At 66.2% G+C, this 16,820-nt stretch carries 11 protein-coding genes; 6 read left to right on the top strand and 5 right to left on the bottom strand.

Annotated features, from left to right (window positions below):
- Positions 1-23 precede the first annotated feature (23 nt).
- The 4 genes from ACTPOI_RS13570 to ACTPOI_RS13555 all read left to right on the top strand — a co-directional run bounded on the left by ACTPOI_RS13570 (position 24) and on the right by ACTPOI_RS13555 (position 4,224).
- A complete protein-coding gene (locus ACTPOI_RS13570; RefSeq protein WP_440109602.1) occupies positions 24-374 on the top strand; it encodes a hypothetical protein in 351 nt (116 codons plus the stop codon).
- Entirely contained in the window at positions 371-1,498 is a 1,128-nt protein-coding gene (locus tag ACTPOI_RS13565) for a glycosyltransferase family 2 protein (protein WP_440109600.1), read from the top strand. The genes ACTPOI_RS13570 and ACTPOI_RS13565 overlap by 4 nt, the downstream gene beginning before the upstream one ends.
- The gene (locus tag ACTPOI_RS13560) at positions 1,407-3,200 is read left to right on the top strand and encodes a hypothetical protein (RefSeq protein WP_440109598.1); all 1,794 of its coding nucleotides are present in this window, start codon (positions 1,407-1,409) and stop codon (positions 3,198-3,200) included. The genes ACTPOI_RS13565 and ACTPOI_RS13560 overlap by 92 nt, the downstream gene beginning before the upstream one ends.
- A gap of 142 nt (positions 3,201-3,342) precedes the next feature.
- Positions 3,343-4,224: an HAD-IIB family hydrolase gene (locus ACTPOI_RS13555; protein ID WP_440109596.1), complete on the top strand. Its 882-nt coding sequence runs from the start codon at positions 3,343-3,345 to the stop codon at positions 4,222-4,224.
- Between the two features lie 99 nt (positions 4,225-4,323).
- Here ACTPOI_RS13555 and ACTPOI_RS13550 read toward each other — a convergent pair whose 3' ends face one another.
- Together ACTPOI_RS13550 and ACTPOI_RS13545 are read right to left on the bottom strand one after the other, a co-directional pair.
- Entirely contained in the window at positions 4,324-5,826 is a 1,503-nt protein-coding gene (locus ACTPOI_RS13550; RefSeq protein WP_440109594.1) for an NYN domain-containing protein, read from the bottom strand.
- A gap of 74 nt (positions 5,827-5,900) precedes the next feature.
- Entirely contained in the window at positions 5,901-6,863 is a 963-nt protein-coding gene (locus ACTPOI_RS13545) for a Bug family tripartite tricarboxylate transporter substrate binding protein (protein WP_440109592.1), read from the bottom strand.
- A gap of 220 nt (positions 6,864-7,083) precedes the next feature.
- Between ACTPOI_RS13545 and ACTPOI_RS13540 the strand changes: the two genes are divergently transcribed.
- Complete coding sequence (locus ACTPOI_RS13540) at positions 7,084-8,271, top strand: GGDEF domain-containing protein (RefSeq protein ID WP_440109590.1); 1,188 nt, start codon at positions 7,084-7,086, stop codon at positions 8,269-8,271.
- 124 nt (positions 8,272-8,395) lie between these two features.
- Here ACTPOI_RS13540 and ACTPOI_RS13535 read toward each other — a convergent pair whose 3' ends face one another.
- The 3 genes from ACTPOI_RS13535 to uvrA form a co-directional block, all read right to left on the bottom strand.
- Positions 8,396-8,761 carry a hypothetical protein gene (locus tag ACTPOI_RS13535; protein WP_440109588.1) on the bottom strand — a complete coding sequence of 122 codons (366 nt, stop codon included), beginning with the start codon at positions 8,759-8,761 and terminating at the stop codon, positions 8,396-8,398.
- Between the two features lie 77 nt (positions 8,762-8,838).
- A complete protein-coding gene (locus tag ACTPOI_RS13530; protein ID WP_440109586.1) occupies positions 8,839-9,339 on the bottom strand; it encodes a hypothetical protein in 501 nt (166 codons plus the stop codon).
- Between the two features lie 233 nt (positions 9,340-9,572).
- Entirely contained in the window at positions 9,573-15,446 is a 5,874-nt protein-coding gene (gene uvrA, locus ACTPOI_RS13525) for an excinuclease ABC subunit UvrA (protein WP_440109584.1), read from the bottom strand.
- Between the two features lie 226 nt (positions 15,447-15,672).
- On the opposite strand from uvrA, the gene ACTPOI_RS13520 reads away from it, so the two are divergent.
- Positions 15,673-16,761 carry an ABC transporter substrate-binding protein gene (locus tag ACTPOI_RS13520; protein ID WP_440112624.1) on the top strand — a complete coding sequence of 363 codons (1,089 nt, stop codon included), beginning with the start codon at positions 15,673-15,675 and terminating at the stop codon, positions 16,759-16,761.
- Positions 16,762-16,820: the final 59 nt, after the last annotated feature.

The following is a 16,820-nucleotide window of genomic DNA, read 5'->3' as shown; positions in this document are numbered from 1 at the left end:
CCTTGCTCGCTTGCAGCCCATCCATGCAGCTTCCCATCATTCTCGCGACCCTTACCTGCGTCCTCGGCATATCGCTGGGACAACTGTTGTTCAAAAAAGCGGCTCTCAGCATGCCCGCATCGCCCGGCTTGCACGACTGGGCCTTCAATGGCTGGCTGCTGGTGGCCCTGGCCCTTTATGCGGTCACCACGGTCGGCTGGGTATGGGTGTTGCGCAATGCGCCGCTGTCGCTGGCTTACCCCTTCATGGGCCTGGCATTCATCATCGTGCCGCTGCTGGCGCGCTGGTGGCTGGGTGAAGCAGTCACCGTGCAGACCCTGGCCGGCGGCGCACTGATCCTTGCCGGCGTGGCGCTTGCCGCGAGATCCGCATGATGCCGGTCAACACGCCTCAGGCGGCCCGCATTGCTGTCGCCATCCCCTGTTACCGCGTCACCCGGCACGTGCTCAAGGTCATTGCTGCAGTGCCCGAGTGCGTGACGGCAATCTACGCAGTCGACGACGCATGTCCGGATGGCAGCGGCCAGTGGATTCGCACGCATTGCAAGGATCCGCGCGTTCAGGTTCTGACCCACGCGGCCAATCAGGGCGTAGGGGGAGCCATCGTCACCGCATACCGCCGCGCCATGCTCGACAGCATGGACATCGTGGTGAAGGTGGATGGCGATGGCCAGATGGACCCCCGCCTGCTTCCGATGTTCGTCCAGCCCATCCTGAACGGCCGTGCCGACTACACCAAGGGCAACCGCTTCTACCGGCCTGAGTCGGTGTCCGGCATGCCGCCAGTGCGACTGTTCGGCAACGCCATGCTGTCATTCCTGACCAAGCTCAGTTGCGGCTACTGGTCCGTGATGGACCCGACCAATGGCTACACAGCCATCCACGTCCGTGTGCTGCACGAGCTTCCGCTGGAGAAGCTGGAGCGGCGCTATTTCTTCGAGACCGACATGCTGTTCCGGCTCAACACCGTGCGCGCAGTGATCAAGGATATTCCGATGGACTCCGTCTACGCTGATGAGCAGTCGCACCTCCACGTGAGGAAAGTGATCCCGGAGTTCATGGCAAAGCACTCGTCACGGTTGTGGCGGCGGTATGTCTACAGCTATCTGGTGCGCGACTTCAACCCCGGCACCATCTACAGCGTGGTGGGCATCCTGATGCTGCTGGGTGGATCCATCTTTGGCTTGGCACGCTGGATCGACAGCGCCATCTCGGGGTCCCCTGCCTCCAGCGGGACGGTGATGCTGGCTGCGCTGCCGATCCTGATCGGCATCCAGTTCCTGGTGGCTTTTTTGCACCACGATGTTGCCAGCACCCCCACCGAGCCCTTGAGTACCATCCTGGGGGATGACGCTTTTAAAACTGGCACGGCAACTTCTGCCGGCGATCCTCTTCCCCGGGGCGACAATGGCAGCCCCACCGGCGACAGCGCCGAAGCCCTCGCCCGACGCCCCCACATTCATCATTGCGCCGACAGTGGAGGGACTGCTCGCGTGTAGCGAGGCCGAAAATGAAAAGGCGATAGCAACCCTGGCGCAGGCACAGGTGTACTGCCAGCAACGCAGGCAAAACGCCGCACCGGCGTTGAGATCCCTGCTCGACACCCTGGAACCTGGCGGCCCCCGCGGTGCCGTGCAGGTGGGCTACACGGTCACGCTGCAACTCCTGGCCCTGTACCGGCGAACGCCGCAGGGCTGGGAACTCGACTCGGCGCAGCTCGACAACTGGATGCGTCTCATCACTGAGGTGCAACGCCCGGTGGTGATCTATCTCTCGGCCGGCCACTTCGATACCACCGGCCCCCTTACGGACGAACTGCTCGCCGATCCACGCAACCTGATGGCCCTGCGGGACGGCAAGGCTCCGCAGCTGGGGTACTTCGGTTACCGCATTGCGCCCTACACCCTGCGCACCGACAGCGCGCTCCCAGTCAACCGCTACCGTTTCGCTGCGCTCGACACAGTGGCCAAACGCATCCTGGCCCTGCCGCAGAAGGTGCGCCAGCGCATCGTTGCCATTACCTTGGCAGGCGAACTCCATCACCTGTACACGGACTTTGAAAACGGCATGGGCCGCCACCAGGACGTGCGCGTGACGGACTACCACCCTGAATCCATTGCCGACTTCCGCCGCTGGCTTGCAAGCGAATACCGAACCATCGACAACTACCGCAGTGTCACTGGCATCGCCACCCTGCGCAGTTTCGACGAGGTGCCAGCGCCCTCGCGCGACATCCGCAAGGAAGCCCTGGCGAGCTACGCGGAGCACTACGATGCCTATGCAGACGGCAACCTCCCCGTTTCAGGCTGGCTGTGGGACCCCAAGGGAACCGTGCGGCGGCTGCAGGTGTACCTGAACGGCCAGCCTCTGGCCGACGTGCCCCGCGGGTTCAATCGCCTGGACGTGTACCGTGCCGTGCAGGAGATCACCGACCCCAATGTCGGCTTCCGGTACGAGCTGGACTACCGCGCTCTTGCGCCGGGGCGGTACCGTGCACAGGTGATCGCCGATACGGCGCAGGGTCCGCACGAGGTGGCACAAACCGAGTTCGTCGTCATGGGCCGAGATCAGAAAACGCCCCGTTCGTCCACCCCACCCTCGGCCAGCGCGCGTTCGCTGAAACAGCTGCCCGGCGTGCGTGCCTGGCTGGACCTTCCCCAGCCCCCGCAGGACCTTTACTACAACCCGGTGGCGCGGGACTGGAACCGCTTTCGCAGCCAGCAGGCGGCCGGCTTTCTGGCAGAGTTTCACCGCCGGGCCCTTGCGGCGGGCCTCCCGGGGAAGTGGCTGTTTTCGCACCAGATCGTGCCCCGCGCCAACAGCACGTGGAACCCACAGCTGTTTGCCATGGACGACACCCTGCGCGGTGACGCGGCCTGGCAACACGGCCTGAACATGTACGGAGGCATGACCGACAGCACCTGGATGGCGGGCTATCTGACGGCCAACGGTATTCGCGGCTATGGCGCCCCCGAGTTCCACCCTCAACAGTGGAAAGTGCCGGGCGTCGCGCTGCGCGCCCTGCAGCGCCACCAGCAGGCCGGTGCACGGTTTGTGAGCCCGTACTACTTTACGGTGGTGCCGCAGCGCTTCAAGGGCGGCGAAGAACATGGCGTCAACCGGATGGAGCTGTCTCCGGGCAATGCCAAAGATGGCTCCGACCAGTTCTACCGCGCCATCGTCGATTTCGCCCGGCAGTGACCCGCCCACCCGCCATGGCGACCGGGGGCGCCCGGGCTGCGCGGGTTCCGTGGCACACTGCGCGCCGCGCGGCAACGACCGTCACCTGGCGTGAACCAGCGGCGCCGCGGTACCCAGTGCCTCACGCTTTCCTGATCTGTACATGCCCCCCCACCTGACCGAATCCGCAGCCCCACCGGCCCTTGACCCCCTGCAGCCGCTGGCACAGGCGCGTGCCTTCGGCGCCGGGCGGCCTTGGCTTGGCGTCTTCACCGACATCGACGACACCCTCACCACCGACGGCGCGATCACGCCCGATGCGCTGCAGGCGCTGGCAGACCTGAAAGCCGCTGGGCTGCACGTGGTGGCGATCACCGGGCGCCCTGTGGGCTGGAGCGAGCCGTTCGCAGTGCAGTGGCCGGTCGACGCCATCGTGGCTGAGAACGGGGCGGTGGCGTTGCGTCGCACGGCCGGGAATTCAAGCGAAAACAGCCTCCAGCGCACATCGCAAAAGGATGTGTTGCTATTAAAAACATACCAGCAACCATTGGCAGTGCGCACTGCAAACTACGCACGCATGCAGGAGGTACTGGCGCAGATAGAGGCCGACGTACCGGGCGCGCGCAGGGCCACGGACTCAGCGGGGCGCGAGACGGACATCGCCATCGACCACAGCGAGTTCACCCACCTGCCGCAGGCCGCCATTGACGAGGCGGTGCACATCATGAAGGCCGCCGGCATGAACGCCACGGTGAGCAGCATTCATATCAACGGCTGGTTTGGCGCGCACAACAAGCTGGAAGGCGCGCGCTGGATCGTGCGCGAGCTGTGGGGGCGTGACCTGGATGCCGAGATGCACCGCTGGGTGTATGTGGGCGACTCGACCAACGACCAGCTCATGTTCGAGCGCTTCGAGCACAGCGTGGGCGTGGCCAACGTGGCGCGGTTCGTGCCGCAGCTGCAGCACCTGCCGCGCTATGTGACGCAGGGAGAACGCGGGGCCGGGTTTGCAGAGGTGGCCCGCGCGGTGCTGCGGGGGGGATAGCCGGCGTACGGGCGCGCCCACCACTCGCCAGCACACCTTGTGCCCATGCAGGTTGCGGGGGGCCGTTGCGCTACTGCCGCCGCCCCCCAGCGTCGCGCCTTACTCGGGGGCCGGTTTGCGGGCCGCGGGCTTGCGTGTTCGGCTGCGCGGGCGGGCGGGCGCAGCAGCAGCTTCGCCCTCTGCGTTTTCCAAGGCGCCGCGGTCCGAAACAGCGGCAGCGGGCTCGGCATCCGAAGGCTGCTCTACCGATGGCCTCGCGCCACGCGCACGGGCAGGTGTGGGCTTGGCACTGCTGCCTGAGCGGCTGCCCCGGCTGCGGGCTGGCTTCGTCAGTGGTTGCGCGGCCTGATCGGTGGCGGACGCGTGCGGGCCGGTGTCGTCGTCCAGGTCCCGATCGACGCTGCGCAGTTCCGGTTCACTGCCACCGCTCTCACTGCCGGGCTCCGGCAGATGGGGCACCGCAGGCACATCGGCCACCACAGGCTGGCTGAAGTAGCGGCCTGCCGGACGCTCGGGAGCATCCGACTGCGAAGCGCTTGTGCCCTGATGCGTTGCGGCGGAATCTTCGCTCCGGGCTTCGCTGCGCCCTTGCACATCGCCCCGGCGGCCGCGGCCGCGTGAGGACCCGCTGCGGGGCTCGCTGCCACCCGCGGCCGGGTCCGGAGCCGTCAGCACCGCATGAAAATCATGGCGCGTGGCGGCTGCGCCCTGGGCAGACCGCTGGGGCTCCATGGCGGCGTCCTGCTGCACAGGCGCCTGGTTGCCTGCGGGCTGGCCATGGCTACGGTACACGTACGCGCCCGATTTTTCATCACGGCCGAACTCCAGCAAGCCCCGCGCCTGGGCTTCTTCCAGCAGATTGCCGAAGGTGCGAAAGCCATAACGGCCTTCGCTGAAATCGGGCTTGCGGCGCTTGATGGCCTCCTTGAGGACCGATGCCCAGATCTTGCCCGTGTCGCCGCGCTCCGAGAGCAGGGCCTCGAAGGTCTCGGCAGCCAGCTCCACCCCCTGCGTGCGTCGCGCGTCCTGCGTTTCCTTGCGGCTGCGCTCTTCTTCCGCACTGCGGCGCGGGGCGGGCGGCGGGTTGCTGCCGGGGCTCTGGCGGCGGGCCTGGGCGCGCTGGTTTTCGCGCACCAGGTCGTCATAGAAGATGAACTCGTCGCAGTTGGCAATCAACAGGTCGGAGGTGGACTGCTTCACGCCCACGCCGATCACCTGCTTGTTGTTCTCGCGCAGCTTGGAGACCAGCGGGGAAAAGTCGGAGTCACCGCTGATGATGACGAAGGTGTTGACGTGCGACTTGGTGTAGCACAGGTCCAGCGCATCCACCACCAGGCGGATGTCAGCCGAGTTCTTGCCCGACTGGCGCACGTGCGGGATCTCAATCAGCTCGAAATTCGCCTCGTGCATGGTGGCCTTGAAGCCCTTGTAGCGCTCCCAGTCGCAATAGGCCTTCTTGACCACGATGGAGCCCTTGAGCAGCAGGCGCTCCAGGATGGGCTTGATGTCGAACTTTTCGTACTGCGCATCGCGCACGCCCAGGGCGACGTTTTCAAAGTCGCAAAACAGGGCCATGCTGATGCTGTCGGAGGGGGATGCCATAAATGCTCGTGGTGTTCCGTTCAATGTTGGGACGGATCATCACACGGAACGGCTCCCCCCCCGAGGGGCGATCATCAGGAAGGCTTGGCCAGCCCCAGCTTTTCCACCAGCGCCTTCTCGCGCGTGAAGGTTTCCTGCGCAAACTTCTGGTACGCCGCCGTGCTCATGTACATGGGCACCATGTCGTAGCGGGCCAGCGCCGTGCGGTAGCTCTCCTGCTCCATGGCCTGCTTGAAGGCATCATGCAGGCGCTTGACCACGGCGGTGGGTGTGCCCTTGGGCGCGCCGATGCCGAACGGCGAGTTCTGAACCAAGTTCAGGCCCAGTTCCTTGAGCGTGGGCGCATCGGGGAACTTGGCCAGGCGCTCGGCGCCCCAGGTGTTGAGCACGCGCAGCTTGCCGGCCTCGACCTGCGGCGCAAAACCGGTGGAGTCCGCCGCGGCCATGATCTGCCCGCCGAGGATGGACTGCATCAGGTCGGCACTGCCCTTGTACGGCACATGCAGCAGCTCCAGGCCGAGCTGCTGGGCAATCAGCTCCATGGTCAGGTGCGGGCTGGTCATGGTGCCGGTGGAGCCGTAGCTCAGCTTGCCGGGGTTGGCCTTGGCCCAGGCCACAAAGTGCGTCCAGGTCTTAAGCTGCGAATCCGCGGGCACCACCACGCCAAAGGCGTAGCCCGTCACATTCAGCACATAGCTGATGTCCTTGATGGGGTCCCAATTGATCTTGGTCGTGTAGGGCAGGCGGAACACGCCCAGCGGAATCTGCGCCAGGGTGTAGCCGTCAGCGGGCGAGGTCTGCAGCGCCTGGGCGGGCAGCGTGCCGCCCGCGCCGGGCTTGTTTTCCACGATCACGGTCTGGCCCAGGATCTTGCTGGCGTTGTCGGCCAGCGCCCGCATGGTGATGTCGGTGGGCCCGCCCGCCGGGAAAGCAATGACCAGCTTGATCGGCTTGTTGGGAAAGCTCTGGGCCTGGGCCATGAAAGCGGGGGTGGCCAGGCTGGCGGCTCCCCATTGAATGACGCGACGACGTTGCATGGCTGACTCCTGAAAATTCAAACCAAAGGTCTTTGCATTGGACTGCACCCTGTGTCGTGAGGCATGGTGGAAAGCCCCTAGCCTTTGTCACCAAGGTGCCAGGACCCGCGGTCACCCGCCACAAAGGCAGACCCGTTCCATCGCCATCTACTTGCCTGAAACGACAGATGGGGTAATCTGATCGACGCGTCGCCCCTTGCACACCGCCTACTTGCAGCCCATGCAAAACGCACCCCTTCCGCACATCTCGCTCTGGCAGGCCGAGTTTTCGGACCCCGCGGTCGAGCAGGCCTTCCGTGCCGACGTACAGCCTCGCATGGCGTGGCAGCTGCGCACGGCGCTGTGGGTGTGGGCTGCGCTGGTGCTGCTGTTCGCGCTGCCTGATTTCCTCGTGATGGGGGGCAGCACGACGTTCTGGACCCTCACGGCCTATCGCGGCGCCACGGCGGTGGTGCTGCTGGCCGCAGCCTTCGCGCTGCGCGCACGTCCACATCTCGCCCCGCCGGGACGGTTGGCCATGGGGCTTGAGCTGGCGGGGTTCCCGTTTTTCTTCCTCTACCTGCTGCTGCGCCCCGAGCTGCGCGCGACCACCCTCGGGATGATCATGGTCGTGAACCTCAGCCTGTTCGTCTTTGTGCCCGGGCGGGTTGCACTGGGGGCGTGGGTGGCGGCCGGCGGCATTGCGGGTACCGTGGCCACCCTGCTGTTCATGGGCTCCGGGGGCGAAAACCTGCCCGGGCTCGTCATGCTGCTCTCGCTGCCCGCCGTGGTCGGATTCATCTCTGCCAACCGCCTGCAGCGGGCTCAGCGCCAGGAATTCGTGGTGCGTACCCGCCTGCAGCAGACCAACGCCGCGCTGCAGGAGGAGATCGCACGCAGCGCCGAACTGCAGGCCGAGCTGCGGCGCCAGGCCACGACCGATCCGCTGACCGGGCTGCCCAACCGCCGCGAGTTCGACCGGTGCTTTGCACGCGACGCGGCACGCGCCGACCGTGATGCCAGCCCTTTGTGTGTGGCAGTGTTTGACCTGGACCACTTCAAGGCAGTCAACGACCAGTACGGGCACGGTGCTGGCGACGAGGTGCTGCGGCGCGTGGCGCAGATTGCACGCGACTGCTTTCGCAGCGTGGACAGCCTGGGCCGCATCGGAGGCGAAGAATTTGCAGTGCTGCTCCCTGGCGCCATGGCTCACGACGCCGCTGTGGTGGCGCAGCGCTTTGTGGACCGGCTGGCGAACACCCCGATCGAGCATGGGGGCTTCACCATCCATGTCACCGCCACCGTGGGTGTGGCCGAGCGCAAGCCCGGGGAAAGCGCGCTCGACACCATGCTGCACAGGGCCGACGCCGCCCTGTACGAGGGCAAACATGCGGGCCGCAACCGTGTCGAGATGGCCCCACCCGCCTGAGGGGTGCGACAGGCCGGGTGCTGACGGGCGGTTGCTCTAGAGCACGCCCAGCAGGAAATTTCAGGTCAAATCGGCCGCAAGCCCAATTTGTATCTGCCCAAATAGCTATACATTTAATAGCAATCTACACATCAGGTGACGCATCTTTGCGCGAGTCCTGTTGCACGGCCAGGTCTGCATCACATCCCGTGCCCGAGGAAATCCAGCGGCGTGCCAGCGCTGACAGGGCCCGCACGATCCACGGATGGGTCCACCCGGTCACGCCGCCCGGGTCGGCCACCATGCCGCACAGGTACCGCTGCTGGCCATCGCTCCATTGCAGGGCGGCGCACGCCCCAGTGCGCCGCCGCGAGACGAGCACGCCCAGCGGGCACGGTTCTGCCAGGCAGCACAGTCCGCAACCATTGCACGGCGCGCCCACGGCGGGCTTGGCAGGCGCCGATGGCTGCAGCCAGATGGTGGCGGGCGGTTTGGAAGCAGAACGGGCCATGGTCCCTGCGATTCTCGCGGAGACGCATGGCCCGTGGTCTGCCGCCCCGCAAATCGGGGCAGCAGCCGGGGCGCAGGTCAGCAGCCTGCGGGGCGGTTGGGGCGCATGGGCACGATACCCGTCACGCGCAGCGTGGCGTTCGAACCATCGCTGGCCGTCAGCGTCTTGCCGCTGAAGCGGATCTGGTTGGAATCGCGCTGCACCGATGTGTCGTTGGCTTCGCCGCTGGCGTATTCCTTGCCGTCGAACGTCATGAAGACCTGGTAAGTGCCGCTGGCGTCAGGGCGGTAGCGGATGTCACCAAACGCCGTGGCCGATGAACCCACCTTGTTGGCGCCGTCAAACTTGAAGGCGCACAGCTCGGGCGTCGAACCCACGGGGTTGCTCTTGTCCACATCGGTCAGGTTCAGCGCGCCGTTGCCGTACACGCCGTTCAGGCCTTCGGACGAAGCGCCGGTCACAGTGAGCACGCCCGACTGCTCGCTGGGCGTCGGATCGTCGTCATTGCCGCCGCCGCAGGCGACCAGCAACACGGAAGTGGCAGCGAGGGTGACACAGGTCTTGAAGATGTTTTTCATGGTGATGGTCCGTAGACGTGGAGATGAGGTTCGAGGAAGGATGGGCTTGAGGATCGGCAGCAGTGGCGTCACCCCTGCTGCGCATCGTAGGAAGCCCTCTCCTTGCCCCGCGTGCTCCAAGTTCCGTGGTCTGCGTAGGACCGGCCCCGACATGGGCGTGGGTGCAACACCATCGCCGGTCCCGATGGTTGAACAGCTCAGCCGTGCGGCTTCCCGCAACGGCTGAGCGCCCCTTACCGGGCCAGCACCGGCCCCAGCGCCTTGCCCGTGTGCGTGCCCGCAGCCACCACGTCTTCGGGCGTGGCCGCCGCCACGATGCGCCCGCCCGCGTTACCGCCCTCGGGGCCCAGGTCCAGAATCCAGTCGGCTTCGGCAATCACATCCAGGTCATGCTCGATCACGATCACGCTGTGGCCGCCATCGACCAGGCGGTGCAGTACGCGGATGAGCTTGTCCACGTCGGCCATGTGCAGGCCCACGGTGGGCTCGTCCAGCACGTACAGCGTGTGCGGCACCTTCTGGCCGCGGCGGCCCACTTCGTCGCGTACCTTGGTCAGCTCGGTCACGAGCTTGATGCGCTGCGCCTCGCCACCGCTCAGCGTGGGCGACGGCTGGCCGAGCGTGAGATAACCGAGGCCCACGTCCTGCAGCAACTGCAGCGGGTGCGCAATGCTGGGCATGGTGGCAAAGAAGCCCACGGCCTCGTCCACCTCCATCTGCAGCACGTCGCCAATGCTCTTGCCGCGCCAGGTCACGGCCAGCGTTTCGGGGTTAAAGCGTGCGCCGTGGCAGGTCTCGCAAGGCACCTTCACGTCGGGCAAAAAGCTCATCTCGATGGTGCGCACGCCCGCGCCTTCGCAGCTGGGGCAGCGGCCTTCGCCGGTGTTGAAGGAAAAGCGCCCGGCCGCGTAGCCGCGCGCCTTGGCCTCCAGGGTCTCGGCAAACAGCTTGCGGATGGTGTCCCAGAAGCCGATGTAGGTGGCTGGACATGAACGCGGAGTTTTGCCAATCGGCGTCTGGTCCACCTCCAGCACGCGGTCGATGCTCTCGAAGCCCGACAGGCCCGTGCAGCCCACCAGCGGCGGTGCCTTGCCAGCGTCCATCGCATCGCGCCCGGCCTTGGTACTGCGCTGCTGCACCCAGGCCTGTACGTTGGCCAGCAGCACATCGCGCGCCAGGGTGGACTTGCCCGAGCCGCTCACGCCCGTCACTGCGACTAAACGATGCAGCGGCACGGTGGCGGTCACGTTTTGCAGGTTGTGCAGCTGCGCGCCATGCACCGTCAACCAGCGCATCGCTGCGCGTTCTTTCGCTTCGGTCAACGCATCCGCCGCCAGCGATGCAGCCTGGGCCGCGCGCTTCTTGACGGCGGCGCTTTGCCGGCCGGTGGGCGCTGCAGCTTCAGAACGGGCAAAGGCTGCTGTGGCTTCGGCGCTCACCTCGCTGGCCGCCATGCTGCGGCGCAGCTGCAGCGGATGCTTCATGGCATGCAGCAGGTAGCGGCCGGTTTGCGAATCCTCGGCCCCGGTAATGTCGGCCACGCTGCCTTGCGCCACCAGCCGCCCGCCGCGTTTGCCCGCGCTGGGTCCAATGTCGATGATGTGGTCGGCACGGCGGATGGTGTCTTCGTCGTGCTCCACCACCACCAGCGTGTTGCCCTTGTCGCCCAGCTTGTGCAGGGCGTTCAGCAAGATCTGGTTGTCGCGTGCGTGCAGGCCGATGGTGGGCTCGTCGAGCACATAGCACACGCCCTGCAGGTTGCTGCCCAGCTGCGCGGCCAGGCGGATGCGCTGCGCCTCGCCGCCGCTGAGCGTGGGCGCGCCCCGGTCGAGCGTGAGGTAGCCCAGGCCGACTTCTTCGAGGAATTCAAGGCGGCTCTGGATCTCGGGCACCAGGTCGCGGGCGATGTCGGCCTCGCGCTGGGTCATGCCGCCTTCGATGCGCAGGGTTTCGATCCATCGGCGCACATCGGTGACGGACAGCGCGGCAATGTCGGTGATGCCCACGCCGGCAAACTTCACGGCACGGGCCGTGGCGTTCAGGCGGGTGCCGCTGCAGGTGGGGCAGGCGGTATCGGCCAGGTCTTCCACCTCGGGCTCGGCAAAGGTCTGCTCGCGGCCTTTTTCCTTGTCGTCCTGCACCGAGTCGTCAAACACCTTGCGCTGGTCGCGCGTGAGCTTGACGCCCGTGCCCACGCAGTCGGGGCACCAGCCGTGCTTGCTGTTGTAGGAAAAGAGGCGCGGGTCCAGTTCGGCGTAACTCGTGGCGCACACGGGGCAGGCGCGCTTGGTGGAGAAGGCCTGCAGATGGCCGATGCCCGCCGTGGCCGCGCCGCTATGCATGGCGGCGGCCAGCGTGCTGATGCTGCTGAGCACATGCACCACGCCCTTACCGTGCGTGAGCGCGTCAGCCAGCGCGGTGCGCAGTGCAGCCTCGTTCTCGGGCGACACATCCAGGCTTGCCACGGGCAGCTCGATGGTGTGTTCCTTGAACCGGTCGATGCGCGGGAAGTTGGTGGTGGGCAAAAAGTTGCCGTCCACGCGCAGATGCGTAAAGCCGCGCGGGCGCGCCCAGTCGGCCAGCTCGGTGTACACGCCCTTGCGGTTCATCACCAGCGGCGCAAGCAGCCCGATGTGCTGGCCGCGGAACTGCGTGAGCAGCTGGGCGGCAATGCTCTCGGGCGTTTGCGGCTGCACGGCGGCGCCGTCTTTGGTGCAGTGTTGCGTGCCGAGCTTGACGTACAGCAAGCGCAAAAAGTGCCACACCTCGGTGGTGGTGCCCACGGTGGACTTGCGCCCGCCGCGCGACAGGCGCTGCTCGATGGCGACGGTAGGCGGGATGCCGTACACCGCATCCACCTCGGGCCTGCCCGCCGGTTGCACGAAGGAGCGGGCATACGCATTGAGCGATTCGAGGTAACGGCGCTGGCCCTCATTGAACAGGATGTCGAACGCCAGCGTGGACTTGCCCGAGCCACTCACGCCCGTCACCACATTGAACTTGCCGCGCGGGATGTCCACGCTCAGATTCTTGAGGTTGTGTTCCTTGGCATTGACGATTTGTATGGCGTTTTTGGCCTCTGGCGCTTGATTTGCCTTCGCATCGCGCTCCTGTTTTCGTAGCGCTGCAGCTTTTTCGTGCACCGAATGCCCGCCAGCGCCCAGTGCCAGCTCGTACTCGCGCAGCGCCTGGCCGGTGTGCGAGGTGGCGTGCGCCCGCACGTCCTCGGGCGTGCCTTCCGCCACCACCAGGCCCCCCGCGTAGCCGCCTTCCGGGCCCAGGTCGATGAGCCAGTCGCTGGCGCGGATCACGTCGAGGTTGTGCTCGATGACGATGAGCGAGTGCCCCGCATCGATGAGCTTGCGCAGCGCCCGCATGAGCTTGGCGATGTCGTCAAAGTGCAGGCCGGTGGTGGGCTCGTCGAACAAAAACAGCGTGCCCTTGCGGGCGACCGCCTGGCGCGATTTGGACGCACTGCGTGCGGCCTCCGCCAGGAAGCCTGCCAGCTTCAAACGCTGGGCCTCGCCACCGGACAGGGTCGGCACCGGCTGGCCTAGCGCCACATATTCAAGCCCCACATCCACGATGGGCTGAAGGGCACGGATCACGTCGCGGTCGTTTGCAAACAGGTCGGCCGCTTCGGCCACGGTGAGGGCCAGCACGTCGGCCACGTTCAGGTTGCGCCCACCACGTTCAATGGTGATTTCCAGAATCTCGGGCCGGTAGCGCTTGCCATCGCAATCGGGGCAGCGCAGGTAGACGTCCGACAGGAACTGCATCTCCACATGCTCAAAGCCCGACCCCCCGCAGGTCGGGCAGCGCCCGTCGCCGCTGTTGAAGCTGAATTTGGCCGAGGTGTAGCTGCGCTGTTTGGAAAGCGGCGCCACGGCAAACAGCTCGCGGATGCTGTCCCACGCGCCCACGTAGCTCACGGGGTTGGACCGGGCCGTTTTACCGATGGGCGACTGGTCCACGAACACCACATCCGACAGATGGTCCGCGCCCAGCATGCGGTCGTGCGCGCCGGGGGTGTCGGTGGCCTTGCCAAAGTGGCGCAGCAGCGCGGGGGCTAGCACGTCCTGGATCAGGCTGGACTTGCCCGAGCCGCTGACGCCGGTGACGGTGACCAGCCGCTGCAGCGGAAACTCGACCGACACGTTCTGCAGGTTGTGCTCGCGTGCGCCTTCGAGGATGAGGCGCGGGGTTGAATCGGTGACCATGCGCTTGAAGCCAAAGCCCACCTGCTTGCGCCCGCCGAGATACGCGCCCGTGAGGGTATCGGCCTTGCGCAGGTCGGCCGTGGTGCCGTCAAACACGATCTGCCCGCCGAGGCGGCCGGGGCCGGGGCCCATGTCGATCATGCGGTCGGCCGCCAGCATGACGGCCGGGTCGTGCTCCACGACCACCAGCGTATTGCCTGCATCGCGCAGACGCAGCATGGCCTCGGTGATGCGGTGCATGTCACGCGGGTGCAGGCCGATGCTGGGCTCGTCCAGCACGAAGAGCGTGTTGACGAGTGAGGTACCGAGCGCTGTGGTGAGGTTGATGCGCTGCACTTCGCCACCGCTCAGCGTGCGGCTTTGCCGGTCTAGCGTGAGGTAGCCAATGCCCACGTCGCACAGGTATTTCAGGCGCGTGGTGATTTCTTCGTGCAGCAGCTTCAGCGCTTGCGCGTCGCCGCCCTTGGCGTCGTCGCCCGCGGGCAACTGCATGCGCGCAAAGAACGCGCGCAGGCGGTCGATGGGCAGCAGCATCAGGTCGTGCAGGCACAGGCCGGGCAGCGCTTCGAGTTGCTCACGCGACCATTGCACCCCTTCGGGCATGAAGCGCTTGCCGGGCTCGAGCACCGCATCGGCGTCTTCCTTGCGGCCAATGCGCCACAGCAGGCTTTCGGTCTTGAGGCGCGCACCGGCGCAGGTAGGACATGGCGTGTAGCTGCGGTACTTGGACAACAGCACGCGGATGTGCATCTTGTAGGCCTTGCTCTCCAGATACTCGAAGAAGCGCTTGATGCCGTACCACTGCTTGCTCCACTGGCCGTCCTTGTAGCCGGGCGCGCCGCCGATGACCCATTTCTTCTGGTCGTCGGTCAGCTTGTACCAGGGCGTATCGCGGGGGATGCCTGCCGCCTCGGCGTGGCGCATGAGGTCGTCCTGCGCCTCTTTCCACGCCGGGGTCTGGATGGTCTTGATGGCCCCGGCGCGCAGCGTGAGCTTGTCGTTGGGGATGACGAGTCCGTAGTCCACGCCGATCACGCGGCCAAAGCCCCGGCAGCTGTCGCACGCGCCCACGGCGGAGTTGAACGAGAAGGCCGAGGGAATCGGGTCGCTGTAGCGCAGGTCGCTATCGGGGCAATGCAGGCCTGTCGAGAACCTCCACAGCTCGGGCTCCCCCTCATCCACCAGCCGGTAGACGTTGAGGCGACCTGTGCCGCGCTTCAATGCCACCTCGATCGCCTCGATCACCCGCGCCTTCTCTGCGTTGCCCAGGCGGAAGCGGTCGGCCACCACATCCAGCACCTTGCGCGGGCCCGTAGGCGTGCCCACCTCGCGCTCGGCCTGTACCTTGGTGAAGCCGCTGGCCGACAGCCACTGCTCGACCTGCTCGGCACTGGTGTTGGCGGGCAGCTCGACCGGGAAGGTCAGCACCACGCGCGGGTCGCCCGCGACGGCACAGCGCGCGGCCAACTCGGCGTAAATGGTCTCCGGCGTGTCATGCCGCACCGGCTGCGCGGTCTGCTTGTCGAACAACTGGCCGGCACGGGCGAACAGCAGCTTCAGGTGGTCGTTCAGCTCCGTCATCGTGCCCACGGTGGAGCGGCTGGAGCGGACCGGGTTGGTCTGGTCGATGGCGATGGCCGGCGGCACGCCTTCGACCTTGTCCACCGCCGGCTTGTCCATGCGGTCGAGGAACTGGCGCGCATAGGCGCTGAACGTTTCCACATAGCGCCGCTGGCCCTCGGCATAGAGCGTGTCGAACACCAGGCTGGATTTGCCCGAGCCGCTGGGGCCGGTGACCACCGTGAGCTCACCGGTACGGATGTCCAGATCCAGATTCTTGAGGTTGTGCTGGCGCGCGCCGCGGATACGGATCAGTCCCTGGGTCATGGAAGGCAGTCTTTCGGGGGTAAGGCGGAAGATTCTAGGGATGCACCGCCCATCACGCCGCCACGCCTGAATTGCCCCCAGGAAACGCTGCACTGCTGACGCTGCTTTGCAGCACACGTAACGTTCGGAAACTACTGACGCGGTGGCCACCGCCGGTCGATAAACTGCTTTTGCTTTCAAAAAGACACAAGGAGACACGATGAAATCAGCCAAGAAGCTGGTCGCGATGGCGGCCCTTTTCGCTGCGGTGATACTGCCCGGACACGCGCAGATCCTGGTCGGCCAGACCGCAGGATTCAGCGGCCAGGTAGCTGCAGGGGTGCGCGAGACCACAGACGGCGCGCTGCTGTTTCTGGATGCGGTCAACGCCAAGGGCGGCGTCAACGGCCAAAAGATCGAGCTCGTGTCGCTGGACGACAAGTTCGACCCCAAGCTGGCTGCCGAGAACGCGCGCAAGCTCATCGAGGAGCAAAGCGTGGTTGCGATGTTCCTCACACGCGGTACGCCGCACACGCAGGCCATCATTCCGCTGCTGGACAAGAACGGCGTGCCGCTGGTGGCGCCTTCTACCGGGGCCATCGTGCTGCACCGGCCGGTGCAGAAATACATCTTCAACGTGCGCGCCACCTACCAGCGCGAGGCCGAAAAGGCCATGACCCATCTGGCCTCCATGGGCGTGAAGCGCATCGCACTGGTATCGGCCAACGACACCTTTGGTGATGACGGCATTGCCGGCGCTCTCAAGGGCCTGGCGGCCAGCAACCTCCAGCCCGTGGTGCAGGAAAAGTTCGACCGGGCAAAGCCCGACTTCGCCCCCATCGTGGCCAAGGCTGCCAAGGCCGATGCGCAGGCGGTACTGATGGTGGCATCGGGCACCGCGGTGGTCGATGCCACCAACGCGCTGCGCCAGGCCGGTTCGGCTGCACAGATCGTGACGCTGTCCAACAATGCCTCGAGCGGCTTCATCAAGAGCCTGGGCGCCAATGGCCGTGGCGTGATCGTGACGCAGGTGTTCCCCAACGAACGCGCCATGACGTTCCCGCTGGTCAAGGAAGCGCAGGACCTGGCCCGCGCCAAAGGCCTGGGCGACCTGAGCCCGGCCATGCTCGAGGGCTTTGCCGGCGCCAAGGTGCTGGTCGAGGGCCTTCGCCGCGCCGGCCCCAAGCCCACGCGCGAGAAGCTGCAGGCGGCGCTGGAGTCCATGCGCAAGTATGACCTCGGCGGTCTGGAGCTGAACTTCTCGCCCGAGGATCACACGGGCCTGGACTTCGCCGATCTCTCCATCATCGGCACGGACGGCAAGTTCCGCCGCTGAGCTAAGGCCGCGCTGCGCCGGTGCGCGGGCGCCCTGGCGATACGCGCGGCTTCGCCAGG

The sequence above is a fragment of the Acidovorax sp. BL-A-41-H1 genome, from assembly GCF_051942715.1.
Note: the sequence above shows the minus strand (reverse complement) of the source record. Positions and strands in the feature narration are given on the sequence as shown.

Coding starts and splice junctions, on each gene's coding strand:
- ACTPOI_RS13570 (WP_440109602.1), top strand. CDS start 24: ATGCAGCTTCCCATCATTCTCGCGACCCTTACCTGCGTCCTCGGCATA.
- ACTPOI_RS13565 (WP_440109600.1), top strand. CDS start 371: ATGATGCCGGTCAACACGCCTCAGGCGGCCCGCATTGCTGTCGCCATC.
- ACTPOI_RS13560 (WP_440109598.1), top strand. CDS start 1,407: ATGGCAGCCCCACCGGCGACAGCGCCGAAGCCCTCGCCCGACGCCCCC.
- ACTPOI_RS13555 (WP_440109596.1), top strand. CDS start 3,343: ATGCCCCCCCACCTGACCGAATCCGCAGCCCCACCGGCCCTTGACCCC.
- ACTPOI_RS13550 (WP_440109594.1), bottom strand. CDS start 5,826: ATGGCATCCCCCTCCGACAGCATCAGCATGGCCCTGTTTTGCGACTTT.
- ACTPOI_RS13545 (WP_440109592.1), bottom strand. CDS start 6,863: ATGCAACGTCGTCGCGTCATTCAATGGGGAGCCGCCAGCCTGGCCACC.
- ACTPOI_RS13540 (WP_440109590.1), top strand. CDS start 7,084: ATGCAAAACGCACCCCTTCCGCACATCTCGCTCTGGCAGGCCGAGTTT.
- ACTPOI_RS13535 (WP_440109588.1), bottom strand. CDS start 8,761: ATGGCCCGTTCTGCTTCCAAACCGCCCGCCACCATCTGGCTGCAGCCA.
- ACTPOI_RS13530 (WP_440109586.1), bottom strand. CDS start 9,339: ATGAAAAACATCTTCAAGACCTGTGTCACCCTCGCTGCCACTTCCGTG.
- uvrA (WP_440109584.1), bottom strand. CDS start 15,446: ATGACCCAGGGACTGATCCGTATCCGCGGCGCGCGCCAGCACAACCTC.
- ACTPOI_RS13520 (WP_440112624.1), top strand. CDS start 15,673: ATGGCGGCCCTTTTCGCTGCGGTGATACTGCCCGGACACGCGCAGATC.